Raw genomic sequence first — 15,668 nt, 5'->3', positions numbered from 1 at the left:
CAATTATTTATAGGGAGTGAAGTTCTTGAAAAAAGGTTTAGTGACTTTCGTGTTAGCTTCTACCCTTGTTGGTTTAACGGGCTGTGCTGATAATGCGACCAAAAACAACCTAAGAAATGACGTAAACAATGGTATGGATGTCCGCAACGTCAGAAACAACAATGATAACCGCTTAAGTGTTCAAAATGTAAATGATCATAACCTACGATATTCAAACCGTGCCGGAAGGGCGGTTGAAAAACTGCAAGAAGTGGATTTAGCGCATGTCATCATCCGAAATAACAATGCCTATGTCGCAGTTCGCTTAAAAAACAATCGGTTCCAGACGGGAACTGGTACTACAAACAATCGTAATAACACGGGTACCACAGGTACAACAACTAATCGTAACAACACAACAGGCATCACCGGTACAAATAATAACTTAGGTACTACAGGTACCAATGGTCGTGACAATCACCTTACTGCACGCGGGGCAGGAACTGGTCTGAATGGAAACTATCCTAGTACTACTGGTGTAAATCCTCTTGACAATACAGCTGATGGTTTAACCCCTGGTGCTGGCGGAACATCAAATACTCGTGGTACGATCGGTATTCGTGGCACTGGCACCAATAATGGCACAACAGGTAACATGAATAATACTTTTACCGGTACAAATGACGGTACAACTGGAACAAATGACGGCACGACTGGTACTAATTTCCATCATGTGTCTTCACCATTAGATCAAAGGATTGCGGATCAAGTACGTACAGCTGACAGGGCGGTTCACCGTGTCTATGTTTCTTACGACCGTGACTTCTTCCGTCAAATGACCGACTACTCAAATGATTTAAACACAAAAGGCCGTAACCGAAATAACAACATTTGGAACGACTTTAACAATACTGTCAACAACATCTTCCGTTAAATTTAAAAAGGAAGCATTGTCTTTCCTCCATAGGAAAAACAATGCTTCTTTCTTTGCCCATTTGCCTGTTTTAACTATCCATTAATTGATCCTTGTCATCAGCTTGAGGCGGTTCCTCCATCCAGCCATTTTTAATCATAATATTAGCACCATCCTCCGCATACAATGCTATTTCCGGAATTAAAGATGCATACTGAAATCCTAAATCTTTCCTTGGACTTGCTGCCATTCCCATACCATAGTTTCCAACTCCAGCAGCAATCATCGCTGATGTCAGAAACATAATTAATTTATCTGAAAATATAGATGACGTGGAATCCATGACAGCAGCATCCCAGCTCATTGGTGCGGGAAGATCTTCTTTTATAAGTAAACCACCAAAGATATCCATATGTTTTTGGGCGATTTGTTTCCCTCTTTTCAGGTATTGTTTGACCTCTTCGCTCTTAGCAATTTGTCCAAACCCTGTGATTAAGGCTTTTCCTATTGCATTTGTTTGTATATTCATAAACAGATGAGTAATCTCCACAACGGTCAAAGCTCTTTTTTTACCAAAAAATCCATTTAAAAATTGCTGTTTCTCAACAAAGTCTACTTTATCTGGTGTCGATATAAACGGCGGTCTAATATAGGTCCCTTGTTTTAACATCAAGCGGCGCGTGAGGTCCTGTAATTTAACGGCTGCTTGTAATACTTTTTTATGAAAAGCGACCACATCTTCACGGGTAGCTAATCCCAGAGCTGCGCTGCTGGCAGCCATGGCAAGAATGGACATTTGTCTTAAATACATCAGAACAAACGTATCAGAAAACAGTTTTGGCGCTTCCGGCAATACGTCTTTTTCGGTAAATCCGAACGGAATGGGAAAATCCTCATTTTTAAAAAAACCTTGAAGAAACTCGATATTACTTTTTGCGGTAGATAAAGTAAATTCAACAATCGAACGTACTTCCGGGTCCGTTGTTTTTTCCAAAAAATGGCTATTCGCACATATTACTGATGTATCATTTATGTATTGTGACCACAATACCGCCATTTCAGCAGCCGTTAAGCGGATTTCTGATTGATCCTCCAAATCGGACACTCCCCTCGCAATGAATTACCTACTAATAAGGGTCTTGCATTCGTTAATATGGGGTTATCTTTTCCTATCGGTGGTAAAGTTATGAATGATTCCCAAAAAGATAATAAGAGCGATTGATCAACCGCTCCTTCATCTGTTTCGTCTTTTAAGTTCATAAATACGCCGCTTGATTTCCTTTTCAAGTATTTGAAAAAAGTTTTCTAATCCTTTGTTGGCACTAGAATCTAAAATTCGCTTGCCTGCTAAACCTAGCGCTCCTGTAACTTGACCATTTGCCTTACAGGATAACATGGTAGTCCCTTGGTTTTCTTTAAGCATAAGTAAAGCTTGCCCATTCAGCTGTCCCATATTGCCATTCCCTTTAATATGGAGTTCTATAAGGCTTGGGGCTTGATCTTCATCTAATCGAATTTCAAGTGTGAACAAGTCTTGGATTGGCCCTATATGGATATCCATTTCCGCTTTATATATATTATTTGACACCATGGAAAAAGACCTGCATCCTGGTAGTGCATTTTTAAGGACCCTTTCATTTTTGATATACTTCCAGACCACGCTTCTTGGTAAACTGAAGTGGTATTGGTACTCGATTTCCACAGTTTCTCCTCCCGTTGTCAGTAGATTATGATTTATTCATATTCATGGTTGGGCGGAGATGTTAAAAAAGGATAATAAAAATGCTGACTCGATCAATCGTATATGACGATTGTTCGATGTCAGCTTTTTTTACGTTTTCGGCTCAATTGTCCTTATTTTTTTCCTTATCTAGAGTTATTTCTTCCGAGAATTCCGTTAACAAACCTGGTTTGGATTGTATTCCTCCCCTAACTGTCGTCTTGTTCTGTGTGCTAATCCTATATCTCATTACAAAATAAATAGCTGTAAACAAAACCAGCATGACCATTCCGGCCACAAGCCCTGTACCTTGACCGGGAATTAACGGCATACTTAAAAGAACAATAATTAAGCTAATTAACGCAATATATGAAGTATACGGAAAGCCCTTAACTTGACAGATGCCTTCCGGAGGGCAGCCCTCCCGTTTGCGAAAGCGGATATGACTGGCCATAATCACCGCATAAGTAAAAATCAATGTGAAACCGCTCGTACTGATCAATACCAAATAAACTCTAGGGAACAGCAGACCAAACCCTAAGCCTAAGAGCATAGCAAGACCGGAAAAAAGAATACCGCGGTAGGGCACATCTTTATTATCTTTTAGCAACTGTGGGGCATGTCCCTCATCGACTAATGACCGAACCATTCTGCCCAGCCCAAAAATGGCTGCAAGCATCGCTGATAAACTCGCCGAAATTAACACCCCATTAAGGGCGGAGCCAGCCCAGCCAATCCCCCATCGATCCAAAGATGCCACCATCGGACTAACGGTTTCATTTAATGCAGCCGTCGGGATGAGTGGAAGTAGGACTGCTGCATACAGGATATATAATCCAACAAGAGAAAAGACTGTATAACGAATTGCCTTAGGAATGGTATCACGGGGATTCCTCGCTTCCGAAGCTGCTAAACCAATGATTTCAAAACCTGCATAGGCAAAAACCACGAGTAACATACTTCCGGCTATCCCCTTAATACCCCCTGGCATGATTGCCTCTCGCGTTAACTCCCCTGCCCCTATCGCACTTTTGTGAGGGAGTAAACCCGTGATTAACACAATAGCGGTAATAATAAAGAAGATAATCGCAAATATTTTCACTCCGGAAAGCCCGCTTACGATTTTCCCAAACTTGTCTGCTCCTAATAAGTTCACCAGTGTTACCCCAACAATAAGAAAACTTCCAAAAATGGCAATTGATAAATGTGGAAACCATTCTCGGAGCAGGATCGAAATGGCGGTAGCTTCACTCGACATCGATAAAACCGTCCCTGTCCAGTACAGCCAGCCCACTACAAAGCCAAATCCAGGGCCAAGTTCTCGTGCCGCAAAATTACTAAACGATCCAACAGTAGGAGTGGCTACTGTCATTTCTGACAATGCATAGAGGATTAAATAAACCAGGACGCCTGCTAAAATGTAGGACAATAAAATAGACGGTCCAGCTGCATGAATGGCAACGGATGAACCTAGAAAAAAGGAACCTCCAATGACGCTTCCTAAGGCCATCATCGTTAACTGCCACGCGGACAGTCCTTTACTTTTTGTCTCCATTAAACGTTTTCTCCCATACTTTAAATTTTTGCATGAAACATGACAAGGATATTATTAGCTCCCGTTTATAAATTGATTCTAGGAAGAGACAATTTGGACCATATGACAAAAACTGGATTCACACAAAGAAAGCCGCTCAAAAATCTGAGCAGCTCCCTCATTTCCTATGTTTAACTGAATTTAGGTTTACATATAAGTATGTTGTTTCGGCGGCTCTGCCGAACCAATGTTTAAGTATTCCGTCTCTAATTCGCTCAGGGACATCTCATACAGATGCTTATTTTTAATCTTATATACCCCTGATTGGATTAATTGATCAATCAAAATTTGTCTTTTATCGTGGACAGCTTCCTGAAGTAATTCGCTCACCTGAGAAAACCTCCATTCATAGACTTTTATTTTTGACCTTCTGCCCTTTATTATAAATAGTCCTATTTTAAAATATTGTCGAAATCTCGCATCATCGTAAACTTTAACCTTATTTTAATGAACGCAACCATTTTTGAATGTGGACAAATGTTTTTTCAAAATATTTAATCGGATTGTTACATTGGTTCATTTTTGATGGTTGAAAAAATAATTGCTATACTCATTGTAGATTCAAACTCCCGAGAGCTCGAGGTGATATCGATAATGAGATATGCTAATTTAGATGGTGTTGAAAATAAAAAAACGTTTAAAGATATGCATAAATGGCAAAAAGAAAGAAAATCCAAGATAAAAGATTTAACAAAAAACATTGAACAATCGCCTGTGAAAATCATACAAGAATTGAATGAAAACAGGAGCAAGACCACCTATACCTGGATAGGCCATTCCACCTTTTTGCTCCAGCTAAATGGCATAAATATTTTAACTGACCCCGTCTGGGCCAAGCGGATGGGTTTTCAAAAAAGATTAACAGCACCTGGTATTGCCTTGGAGGACATGCCAGAGATTGATATGGTAATGATTTCACATGGCCATTATGACCATTTAGATTTTCCAACGTTAAAAAAATTAACAGGCAGCCCTCATTATTATGTACCAGCTGGATTAAAATCACTCTTTTTAAAAAAAGGTTATCAAAATGTAACGGAGCTAAACTGGTGGGAAAGTGCCGAGCATCAAGGTATTTCCATTCATTTCGTCCCTGCCCAGCACTGGACTAGACGTTCATTGAATGATATGAATACGTCCCACTGGGGTGGATGGGTCTTTCAAACCGGGCAAGAAACCTTTTATTTTGTTGGTGATACCGGCTATTTCACCGGTTTTAAGAAAATTGCCGAGCGTTTTGACATCGATACCGTATTTATGCCAATTGGGGCATATGAACCAGAATGGTTTATGGCTGTATCTCATATTAACCCTGAGGACAGCGTCAAAGCCTTCCTGGAGTTAAAGGCGAAAACATTTGTTCCAATGCATTACGGCGCCTATCGCTTAGCGGACGATACCGGACCGGAAGCATTAGAACGTTTATATCGTGCATGGGATAATCTCAAGCTTCCAAAGGAACAATTAAAAGTACTTTTATTGGGCGAAACAGTCATGTAGTTTTAAGAAGGATGTTTCCCGCGCAGCTAACATCCTTCTTTTATATACCCTCTTATGGCTAATACGAAACTTTATTACTTAAAGGACGGATCATCCTTTAGTGCCCTTCTCTTTACAATGGAAATCAACTCCTACATATTTCTGTTGTTTTCCTTGCTATAATGGAATATCAGGGAGTGAATGATATGAAGCTTTTAAAATATTTGATTTGTTTGGTACTGTTTATTGGAGTTGGAACCTCCATATGGATTTATTATCCTCATTATCAACTTTACCAAATGAAAAAACACACCGTTAAAGCAAGTCAAACGGACAATCAAATCTCTTATTTAACCTATTTTAAAAACACAAAAGATGACACCTTGCATCATTTAGCCTTAGGTGATTCGGTTATCCGCGGTGTTGGTGCCGGACAGAGCAAAAATATGGTGACGCAATTTTCTAATTTGCTAAGTGAACAGACCCATAAAAAGATAGTGTCCGACAACCAAGGGATTAACGGGATTACAAGCAGTGAATTAAATCAGCTCGTACAGAGCGGGCAATTTGATAATTTCATTAAGCAGGCGGACATTATCACCATAAATGTGGGCGGAAATGATATCATCCATGCTGCCAAGGGACTCGACCTCCAGTCTGTGTTCCAGACCTACGACGAGCTCCAAGCCACTTTTACGAAAAATTTAACTGATATTACGTCCAGAGTAACCAAACTAAATCCTAATGCCACAGTTGTGTTATTAGAATTATATAATCCGTTATCTCCTGACAATCAAATGTACGCACTTGCTGATAAACTGCTGCCAAAATGGAATGTCCATATTTACGAAACAGCAAACCGGCTTCCCTCTTCCATTGTGGTCGAAACCACAAAGGTGATTAACGGGGAACACCTACAAAATTTATCAGCCGATGGTGTTCATCCAAATTTTGCGGGCTATACGGCCATCTCCGAGCAAATGATATACCAATTTAAACATCAATACCGAAAAACGGCAGCATAAAAAAACGAAGGAGCATACTCCTTCGTTTTTTTTAAAATTTAATGCGAACGTTTACACCCGTCAAATAAAATTTTTATTTACTCTTTTGATTCGAATTTCACTTTTAGTACGTCTTCTTTTCAGACGATTTACCCGTTCTTTTTCATAAAAATAATGAACAATAAAGTAGGAAATTACACTTAGAATAATACCAAAAATAGTCATTCCTATAAGCGCGTGAAACCCGCCGTGAATTAGGCTTACCAAGCTATGGAAATCACCATGGATGAGCTTTTGAAATGAAAATGTTCCATTATGCCCTAGTTTCACCTTCATTGGAAAGATTAGTTTCCCTAATTTTCTGGCAAATGGTAATAAAATAACTGGCAGCAAGGTCAGCTTTCCGATCACATTCCCAATTATTGACGCTGGCAGTGACCCTTTTGCTAACCGGACAATCGGTACAAATAATATATAGATAAGGGAGGCAGACGAAATCACTAACATCTCTAGCCCGAATCCAATTGCAAATCCCAATGATACCTTTTTTGCCCCTCCTGGAGAACGGAGAAGTTTTAAAATGTTTAACTTAAAAGCACGTCCTAGACGTTGAAAAAAATTATGCTTTTTATGTTTTATGCTCATAAGTTAACCCCCCAACCGAATACAATAAATGATTATAAGTTAATTATATTCCAAATAAGCTAAATAAACCAGAAGTACTATACAGGATATTGCTGGTTTTTTGAATATTAATTAAAAATTAATCTAATAAGGGAATGTTTTCCTAAATAAAGTGGAAGCGATACCTTTAAAGGTACTTTAATTTTACATAGAATATTCATGTTATCAAATCACGTTCCGTTTCCGGGACTATTAACTCATCAAGAACGGAGCTCCACGATAAGGGTTCCCTTTTATTATCCTTTAAAATTTCACAAATAGCCTGTGTCCTAAAAAGGTAAAGTGCTACTATTTATTGTATGATGAAATTAACTTATATTTTTAAAAAAACAAAGGAGTAAAAACTATGACAGAAACGTTTAATGCCCTGATTGTGGATAAGCAGGATGAAAATTTTTCGGTTGAAGTACAAAATCTTTCTTTAACTGACCTGCCTGAAGGCGATGTCCTTGTTCGTGTTCACTACTCAAGCGTCAATTATAAGGATAGCTTAGCCAGCATCCCGGATGGCAACATTGTGACACGCTATCCATTTGTACCGGGAATTGATTTAGCAGGGGTGGTTGTTTCATCCAGTGACGATCGATTTCAAGCAGGAGATGAGGTAATCGCTACAAGTTATGAAATTGGAGTTTCCCATTTTGGCGGCTACAGCGAGTACGCGCGGATTCCTGCTAATTGGATCGTTCCGCTCCCTAGCGGTTTATCTATGAAAGAAGCAATGGTCATTGGTACAGCCGGCTTCACGGCTGCACTCTCTGTCCAACGATTAAAAGAAAATAACGTTACCCCAGATTTAGGCAAGGTTCTCGTAACTGGTGCAACAGGCGGAGTCGGCAGCTTTGCTGTTTCCATTCTTTCAAAACTTGGCTACCAGGTCGAGGCAAGTACAGGGAAAGTTTCGGAGCATGACTACTTGAAAAAGCTTGGTGCTACAGAAGTCATTTCGCGTGAAGAAGTCTATGACGGAAAAATTAGAGCTTTAGGCAAGCAAAAATGGTTCGCCGCAGTCGATCCGGTCGGTGGTGAGCCGCTTGCGTCGTTATTAACTCAAATACAATATGGCGGTTCCGTGGCGGCAAGTGGCTTAACAGCAGGGACAAAGCTGCCAACAACCGTGTTCCCGTTCATTCTAAGAGGGGTTAATTTACTAGGCATTGACTCTGTCAACTGTCCAATGGAGACGCGATTAAAAATCTGGGATGGTCTCGCTTCAGATTTTAAACCAGGAAACCTAGAAGAACTCATCCAGGCAGAGGTCACACTTGAGCAGCTTCCTGAAGTCCTTCCCACTCTCTTAAAGGGCCAGGCACGGGGTAGAATCATTGTGAGTTTAATTTAGTATTGTGAATTTCCAAAAACGAAACATAAAGAAAGACTGCTCTTTTACGAAAAGAAGCAGTCTTTCTTTCATTATTTAACGATACTTAGCCAGAATATGATTTTCTATAGGTAGATGTAATTCCTCAATCCCCTCAATCACCAATTTAGCAATATGCTCTGCCCCATATTCCTGAAAATGGGTTGGATCCTTAACTCCTTGAGGGTAATTCGGATATTGGCCGGCTTTTAGCCATAAAAATAATTTCTTTGTATCATTGGTCCCTAGCTGTTGGTATAATCTTCTACTTTTTGCCGCTAAATCAATAACAGGGACATTTTCCGCTTTTGCAAGTGCCTTCATGGCTTCCGGATAACGGCCGTGAGTATCCAATGCCCTGCCATCGTTTGAAAAACTCATCCGTTGAACGGGTGTGACGAGAACGGGAATGGCCCCCTTTTTCCGTGCTCCATCGATATACATTTTTAAATAACTCTTATAGGTTGTGTTTGGATTTGTGTATAGATTTGGATAGTTAACTTTTTCATCATTGTGGCCAAACTGAATAAACAGATAATCACCCTTTTGAATACTGTTCAAAATCCAGTCTAATCTACCCTCATGGATGAAGCTTTTCGAACTTCTTCCCCGTTTTGCGAAATTCCGGACCGTTACCTGTTGGTCAAGCATGGTTGGAAGCACCTGACCCCAGCCTGTACGCGGAAATAGTGAACTTGGATAATCGGATACCGTTGAATCTCCAGCAAGATAGATGGTGACAGGTGTTGGTGCTTGCTCTGCCATCGCAGGCTTTGGTGCCGCTTCTGATCTATTATTAACCATGTAAGCGGCAAAACCCGCTAGGATGACGAGAACTGAGATAAACGTAAGCTTCATGCCAAACCTTTTTTTCAACTTCTTTCCCCCTATAAAAAAAACCACTCATGTAAAAATATTGTTCTTGTAACATTCCCAATCAATCCATTTTTACACCTTTTTCAGGGTTCTGTACAGCATTTTAATTCTTTTTACATATGTTTTTTAGTTCTGAAATAAAAAAGAGAGGCAGAATTCCTGCCCCTCGATTAATATTATTCGTGGAAATTAGTACCATCGGTTGTTGCTTTCACGATACCCACACGAATGACAAAGTCACCGAAGTGCTCGTCTTCCTGTCTTTCTTTCGCGTAGCGTGGAAGAATTACACGTAATTCCTTAAGAATTTCTTCTTCGCCAATATTTTCACGGTACATTTTGCTTAGACGTGAACCGTCATGTGCTGCACCTAGATACATATTGTATTTTCCAACCGCTTTACCGATAAAACCGATCTCTCCAAGGGCGTGTCTTGCACAACCGTTTGGACAGCCAGTCATCCGGATGGTAATTTCTTTATCACGTAAGCCGCTCTCATCAACAATCTCTTCAATTTTTGAAATAAGTGAAGGTAAATAACGCTCTGCTTCTGCCATCGCTAATCCGCATGTAGGAAGAGCGACACAAGCCATTGAACTGCGGCGGAGAGCTGAATAATGATTGCCGTCTGTTAATCCATATTTTTCAATTAACTCACTAATTTTCTTCTTTTTCTGGCTTGAAACATTGGCAATAATTACGTTTTGGTTACCGGTCAAGTGGAAATCACCAGTATGGACCTTGGCAATTTCGCGTAAGCCAGTCTTTAATTTATAATCTGGGTAGTCCGCCACACGGCCGTTTTCAATAAATAGAGTAAAGTTCCATTTTCCTTGAACGCCTTTCACCCAGCCATAACGGTCGCCGTTAGAATCAAACTTAAATGGTTTCGCTGCTTCCAGGCTCCAGCCAAGACGGTTTTCAAGTTCAGCCTTCACGTTTTCCAGACCAAGTCTATCAACTGTGTACTTAAAGCGGGCATTTTTACGAACGGAACGGTTTCCGTAATCACGTTGAATCGTAATCGTCTTTTCAGCCACTTCATAAAGTTGATGCGGTTTAACGAAACCGATCACTTTTGCCAGCTGCGGATATGTTGCGGTATCACCGTGTGACATACCCATGCCTCCGCCAATGCCTACGTTAAAGCCGATTAGTTTGCCATCTTCGACAATCGCAATGAAAGCAAGGTCTTGTGAAAAGACATCGATGTCATTGGACGGCGGAACAGCGATACCAATTTTGAATTTACGAGGCAGGTAAGTTGGGCCATACATTGGTTCCACTTCTTCAAATTCAGGAGTGCCGGCAACTTTTTCTTCATCTAGCCAAACTTCATAATAGGCTCTTGTTTTTGGAAGAAGATCATCACTTAATTTTTTAGACCATTCATACACTTCAGCATGAATCTCTGATTGATATGGATTCGAAGCACACATTACGTTACGGTTTACATCACCGCAGGCTGCGATGGTATCCATAAGTGCCGAATTAATTTCCTGAATGGTACTTTTCATATTCCATTTTAGAATTCCATGCATTTGCCATGTCTCACGTGTGGTCAGCTTTAAGGTTCCGTTCCCATACTTGTCAGCTAGTTCATCCATAACAAGCCACTGGTTTGGTGCTGCTACCCCCCCAGGAAGGCGGACGCGAAGCATGAATTGATAAGCTGGTTCAAGCTTTTGCTTGGCACGCTCGTTGCGAAGATCGCGGTCGTCCTGCAAGTAGCTGCCATGGTGTTTCATTAGACGGTTATCGTCGTCTGGAATACCGGCGCTGATTCGATCCTGCATAACTTCTTTCAACGTACCGCGAAGATAGTTGCTTCGTACTTTTATATCCTCAACATCACTTGGTGGTCCATCTGGTGCTTTTAAAATTTGATTAACCATGTTGAATTAAAACTCCTTCCCCTTAAAATCAATATACATCCCGCTGGTAACGTTTTTGCTGCTGCATGTCGGCTAAATAAGCCTCTGCATCCTCACGGCTCATGCTGCCTTCTTTTTCAATAATGTCGATAAGAGTTTGATGAACATCATGTGCCATGTGTTTCTCATCACCACAAATGTATACGACTGCACCGTCTTGAAGCCACTGGAATAATTCCTTGCTTTGTTCTTGCATACTGTGCTGTACATAAACCTTTTGGTCAGTGTCTCTTGAAAAGGCTACATCTAGTTTCGTTAATGTACCGTTTTGCAGCCACTTTTGCCATTCAACTTGGTAAAGGAAGTCCGTCACGAAATGCTGATCACCGAAGAAAAGCCATGATTTTCCTTCTGCCCCAGTTTCTTCTCGTTCCTGCATGAAGGAGCGGAACGGCGCAACACCTGTACCAGGTCCAATCATAATGATCGGTGTTTCAGGGTTTTGCGGCAGTTTATAGTTTTCATTTTGCTGGACGTATACATTGAGGATATCCCCAGGATTAATACGGTCAGCTACTAATGTCGAACAAACGCCATTCCGGAGACGTCCATGTGCATCGTAGCGAACAGCACCGATGGTTAAATGAACTTCATCAGGGTTCGCCGCTAAGCTTGATGCAATCGAATAAAGTCGGCCTGGTATTTTTCGTAATATCGAGACAAACTCTTGTGCCGTTACATTCCAAGGCGTATAGTCACGAACTAAATCAATTAAGTCACGTCCATGAATATAGGCTTTTACCTCTTCTTCTTTTCCAGGTGCAAGAAAATCCTGTAACTCTTTATTTCCTGTCAGGTCTGCTGCTTTTTGAAGAAGTGGCTTTGTTAGAACGCTTATTTCATAATAAGAAACGAGCGCATCACGTAAGGTACGAACGTCTCCCTGTTTCACTGTTACTTTTTCATCAGGATTCATATTTAATTCCTTGATTAATAGATCCACTAACTCTGGATCATTGTCTGGATAAATTCCAAGAGCGTCTCCCGGCTCGTATGTTAGGCCAGAACCTTCAAGTGAAATCTCAAGGTGATGTGTTTCTTTATTTGAGCCTCTGCCGTTCAGGTTGATATTTTCAAGAACTTCTGCTTTAAATGGGTTCGTTCTTGAGTAAACCGATTCGACTGCTCGGTTTACTGCCGTTTGCGTTTGCGCTTTGGTTCCTCCTGCAGACTCACCTAAACTTGCAAGAACCCCTTCAAGCCATTCTGCAGCAGGTTCATCAAAGTCAACATCACAGTCAAATCTTGGGTATAGACGTGTACCGCCAAGTTCTTCAAGACGAACGTCGAAATCTTTGCCTGTTTGGCAGAAAAACTCATAAGAACTGTCTCCAAGGGCTAAAACGGAATAATGTAAATCTTCTAGTTTTGGTGCCCTTTTACTATATAAGAACTCATGGAAGCTAATCGCATTATCAGGCGGATCCCCTTCACCGTGAGTACTCGCAATGATAAGAAGGTTTTGAAGCTTCTTAAGATTGTTTGGTTTAAAATCACTCATGGCGCTGACGGTTACTTGATATCCATTTGCTTCAAGAGTTTGTGCTGATTTTTTTGCTAAACCTCGTGCGTTCCCCGTTTGAGAACCGTAAAGAATGGTTACCTCTTTAGAGATTTTTTGACTTTCAGCTGGAAGTTGTGCTAATTGGGCTGATGCGGTTCCCAGTTGGGAGCCGGCAAGATAGCCGCTTAGCCAAACCTTTTGTGTTTCTGACAAGGTTGGCAGGAGTCTGTTTAGAAGCTCCACCTGCTCCTCTGTAAACGGGCTGTTCAATACCTGAAGTTGCAACTATACCACCTCACATGGAATAAAAAATTATTATTTTAGGAAATTATTGAGAATAGTCTCTCTAATAATCTAGCATGCCATTTTTTTATGATTCAGACAACTATTAATCTAAAAAATACACTGAATTTTTATTATTAATTATCGTTCACTCGATTTTTTCGAGGCTATAGGCACAAAAACGGTTAACCAACTAGCTTTCCGTTGCCCGCTCAACCACAATATCCTCAATTACCCGATGGCTGCTCAAAATACCTGTATGATAAATTTCACGGCCAAGCTTCGACCACTTGCGGATCTCTGCCGTTACCTCCGCAATCAGGAGCCCAGAGAATAATAAATAAGGAATCACAATCACCTTACACTCAACATCATCCAGCACCGCCGCTAACCCCTCTTGCAGGCGAGGTTCCGCTGCCGCCAAATAACATACCGAAACGCCTGTAATACCAAGCCGCTCCTTCACGCCATCCGCAATCATGCTGAAATCTGCCAGTGTAGCAGGATCACTGCTCCCTCTTCCGACAATCAATACTCGATCCTGAAACCCGACTGGACCTGCGGTCACTCGAACTAGTTCAGCCACTGCATCCAAAATCTTACTTTGAACACCGAAAGGATCCTTTACATTGATCGAAATATCCGGGTAATCCGAGCTTAACACCTTAAGCACATTTGGGATATCCTGCTTTATATGCCCTGCAGCCAATAGAAACAGGGGAACAACCGTTACTTCTGTTGCGCCTTTCTCTACACACCGCCTAAAACCTTCTTCAATCGACGGCTCTGTTAACTCTAGAAAACTAATTTCTTGCAGCGGCACATCGACTCGCTCACTCACTCTTGTAAAAAAGGCCCTTGCCTCGCCTGCTCCTTTTTTCGAGCGTGTACCATGACCAATGTATAAAATGGCTTTCATCTTCATCCCCTCCAAACACTACCCATGGACAACCGGCAGTTTAGGAACAATTTCCTCTTGAAACCAGTTTAACCGATTATGAAGCTTTACAACCTCTCCAATCACCATCATGCTTGGATTTGAGATTGAAGCTTCCTTCACAAGATCCTCGATGGTTTCAAGCGTTCCAACCACCGTTTGCTGATCACTTAGCGTCCCCCAATGTACAAGCGCAATTGGAGTATCAGGTGATTTGCCGGCCGAGATTAACTGCTCCGTTATGGTCGGAAGATGGGATACACCCATATAAATACAAAGCGTATCGACCCCATTCGCCAAGTGATACCATTGATGTTCCGCTGCAACATTACCAGCGGCCTGGTGGCCCGTGATAAAAGCAAAACTTTTACTCAAACTTCGATGGGTGACGGGAATCCCGGCATAAGCGGATGCGGCGATCCCGGAAGTAATCCCGGGAACCACTTCAAACGGAACATCGTGCTTTACACATTCTTCCGCCTCCTCGCCGCCGCGTCCAAATACAAAGGGATCGCCGCCTTTTAACCTCACAACCTGATAGCCTTTTTTAGCGTATTTAACTAAAAAATGGTTAATGGTTTCTTGCTTCATTGTATGATAGTTTGGGAGCTTACCGCAGTAAACCAGCTGTGCCCCTTCTTTTGCAAAATCAAGTAGTTCAGGATTTACGAGCCGATCATAGAGGATGACATCGGCTTCCTGCAGGCATCGTAATCCTTTGACCGTTATTAAATCTGGATCTCCTGGACCCGCACCTACTAAATAAACCTTGCCAGCCATGGCTCTCTTCCTTTCCCTAACTAGATAATGTTCTTACTTTGCAAGTATTGAAAAATCTGCTGTACTGCTTCACCCACTGAAAATTTGTCAGAGCGAATCGTGATTTCAGGACGCTCCGGTGCTTCATAGGGAGAATCAATTCCTGTAAAATCTTTAATTTCGCCGCGGCGAGCTTTTTCATATAGCTTCTTTGGATCACGGGCTTCACATTGTTCTATCGGGCAGTCAATGTATACTTCAATAAACTCGCCCTCTTCAAACAATGCACGAACCTGATCACGGTCGGAACGGAATGGAGAAATAAACGCGGTTGTTACAACTGCACCGCTGTCGACAAATAATTTTGCCACTTCTCCAATGCGGCGGATATTTTCTGTTCTGTCATAATCTGAAAACCCTAGATCCTTGTTTAAACCATGGCGGATATTATCACCATCTAGAACATATTCATTAATTCCCTGACGATATAATTCACTTGAAACGGCATTAGCAATCGTTGATTTACCAGAACCGGAAAGACCAGTAAACCAAAGAACACAGCTTCCATGACCATTTTGAGCGCGGCGGTCTGCTTTCGAGACTGTTGCAGAGTGCCATGTAATATTCGTTGCTTTAGTCATTG

At 41.3% G+C, this 15,668-nt stretch carries 15 protein-coding genes; 4 read left to right on the top strand and 11 right to left on the bottom strand.

The genetic code is table 11. From position 1 onward, the window contains the following. The first annotated feature begins 25 nt into the window (after positions 1 to 25). Positions 26 to 913, top strand: coding sequence for a YhcN/YlaJ family sporulation lipoprotein (locus tag M3226_RS15070; RefSeq protein WP_251566537.1), 888 nt, complete (start codon positions 26 to 28; stop codon positions 911 to 913). A 70-nt stretch (positions 914 to 983) separates the two neighbouring features. Here M3226_RS15070 and M3226_RS15065 read toward each other — a convergent pair whose 3' ends face one another. The 4 genes from M3226_RS15065 to M3226_RS15050 form a co-directional block, all read right to left on the bottom strand. Further along, a complete protein-coding gene (locus M3226_RS15065; RefSeq protein WP_374110603.1) occupies positions 984 to 1,997 on the bottom strand; it encodes a DUF3231 family protein in 1,014 nt (337 codons plus the stop codon). Between the two features lie 129 nt (positions 1,998 to 2,126). Then, positions 2,127 to 2,594, bottom strand: a complete 468-nt coding sequence (locus tag M3226_RS15060) for a CoxG family protein (RefSeq protein WP_251566535.1) — start codon at positions 2,592 to 2,594, stop codon at positions 2,127 to 2,129. A 142-nt stretch (positions 2,595 to 2,736) separates the two neighbouring features. After that, entirely contained in the window at positions 2,737 to 4,167 is a 1,431-nt protein-coding gene (locus M3226_RS15055; RefSeq protein WP_251566534.1) for an amino acid permease, read from the bottom strand. A gap of 186 nt (positions 4,168 to 4,353) precedes the next feature. Beyond that, positions 4,354 to 4,536, bottom strand: coding sequence for a Fur-regulated basic protein FbpA (locus M3226_RS15050; RefSeq protein WP_251566533.1), 183 nt, complete (start codon positions 4,534 to 4,536; stop codon positions 4,354 to 4,356). A gap of 264 nt (positions 4,537 to 4,800) precedes the next feature. Here M3226_RS15050 and M3226_RS15045 point away from each other — a divergent pair, with 264 nt between their 5' ends. Then, a complete protein-coding gene (locus M3226_RS15045) occupies positions 4,801 to 5,706 on the top strand; it encodes an MBL fold metallo-hydrolase (RefSeq protein ID WP_251566532.1) in 906 nt (301 codons plus the stop codon). Between the two features lie 185 nt (positions 5,707 to 5,891). Next, a complete protein-coding gene (locus M3226_RS15040) occupies positions 5,892 to 6,710 on the top strand; it encodes a GDSL-type esterase/lipase family protein (protein WP_251566531.1) in 819 nt (272 codons plus the stop codon). Between the two features lie 60 nt (positions 6,711 to 6,770). Here the strand turns inward: M3226_RS15040 and M3226_RS15035 are convergent, their stop codons facing one another. Then, a complete protein-coding gene (locus tag M3226_RS15035) occupies positions 6,771 to 7,334 on the bottom strand; it encodes a DUF2062 domain-containing protein (RefSeq protein ID WP_251566530.1) in 564 nt (187 codons plus the stop codon). A 385-nt stretch (positions 7,335 to 7,719) separates the two neighbouring features. Between M3226_RS15035 and M3226_RS15030 the strand changes: the two genes are divergently transcribed. Then, entirely contained in the window at positions 7,720 to 8,715 is a 996-nt protein-coding gene (locus M3226_RS15030; RefSeq protein WP_251566529.1) for an NADPH:quinone oxidoreductase family protein, read from the top strand. A gap of 75 nt (positions 8,716 to 8,790) precedes the next feature. On the opposite strand, the gene M3226_RS15025 is transcribed toward M3226_RS15030, so the two are convergent. The 6 genes from M3226_RS15025 to cysC all read right to left on the bottom strand — a co-directional run bounded on the left by M3226_RS15025 (position 8,791) and on the right by cysC (position 15,666). Next, positions 8,791 to 9,498, bottom strand: coding sequence for a rhamnogalacturonan acetylesterase (locus M3226_RS15025; RefSeq protein WP_251566624.1), 708 nt, complete (start codon positions 9,496 to 9,498; stop codon positions 8,791 to 8,793). 287 nt (positions 9,499 to 9,785) lie between these two features. Then, positions 9,786 to 11,504, bottom strand: a complete 1,719-nt coding sequence (gene cysI, locus M3226_RS15020; protein WP_251566528.1) for an assimilatory sulfite reductase (NADPH) hemoprotein subunit — start codon at positions 11,502 to 11,504, stop codon at positions 9,786 to 9,788. A gap of 28 nt (positions 11,505 to 11,532) precedes the next feature. Further along, complete coding sequence (locus M3226_RS15015; RefSeq protein WP_251566527.1) at positions 11,533 to 13,332, bottom strand: assimilatory sulfite reductase (NADPH) flavoprotein subunit; 1,800 nt, start codon at positions 13,330 to 13,332, stop codon at positions 11,533 to 11,535. A 190-nt stretch (positions 13,333 to 13,522) separates the two neighbouring features. After that, a complete protein-coding gene (locus M3226_RS15010) occupies positions 13,523 to 14,248 on the bottom strand; it encodes a sirohydrochlorin chelatase (RefSeq protein ID WP_251566526.1) in 726 nt (241 codons plus the stop codon). A gap of 18 nt (positions 14,249 to 14,266) precedes the next feature. Further along, positions 14,267 to 15,046: a uroporphyrinogen-III C-methyltransferase gene (gene cobA, locus M3226_RS15005; RefSeq protein WP_251566525.1), complete on the bottom strand. Its 780-nt coding sequence runs from the start codon at positions 15,044 to 15,046 to the stop codon at positions 14,267 to 14,269. 20 nt (positions 15,047 to 15,066) lie between these two features. Continuing rightward, positions 15,067 to 15,666 (bottom strand): adenylyl-sulfate kinase, encoded by a 600-nt coding sequence (gene cysC / locus M3226_RS15000; RefSeq protein WP_251566524.1) that lies wholly within the window; start codon positions 15,664 to 15,666, stop codon positions 15,067 to 15,069. Positions 15,667 to 15,668: the final 2 nt, after the last annotated feature.

This window comes from Neobacillus cucumis (genome assembly GCF_023715505.1).
This window is presented reverse-complemented; position numbering and strand designations above follow the sequence as displayed.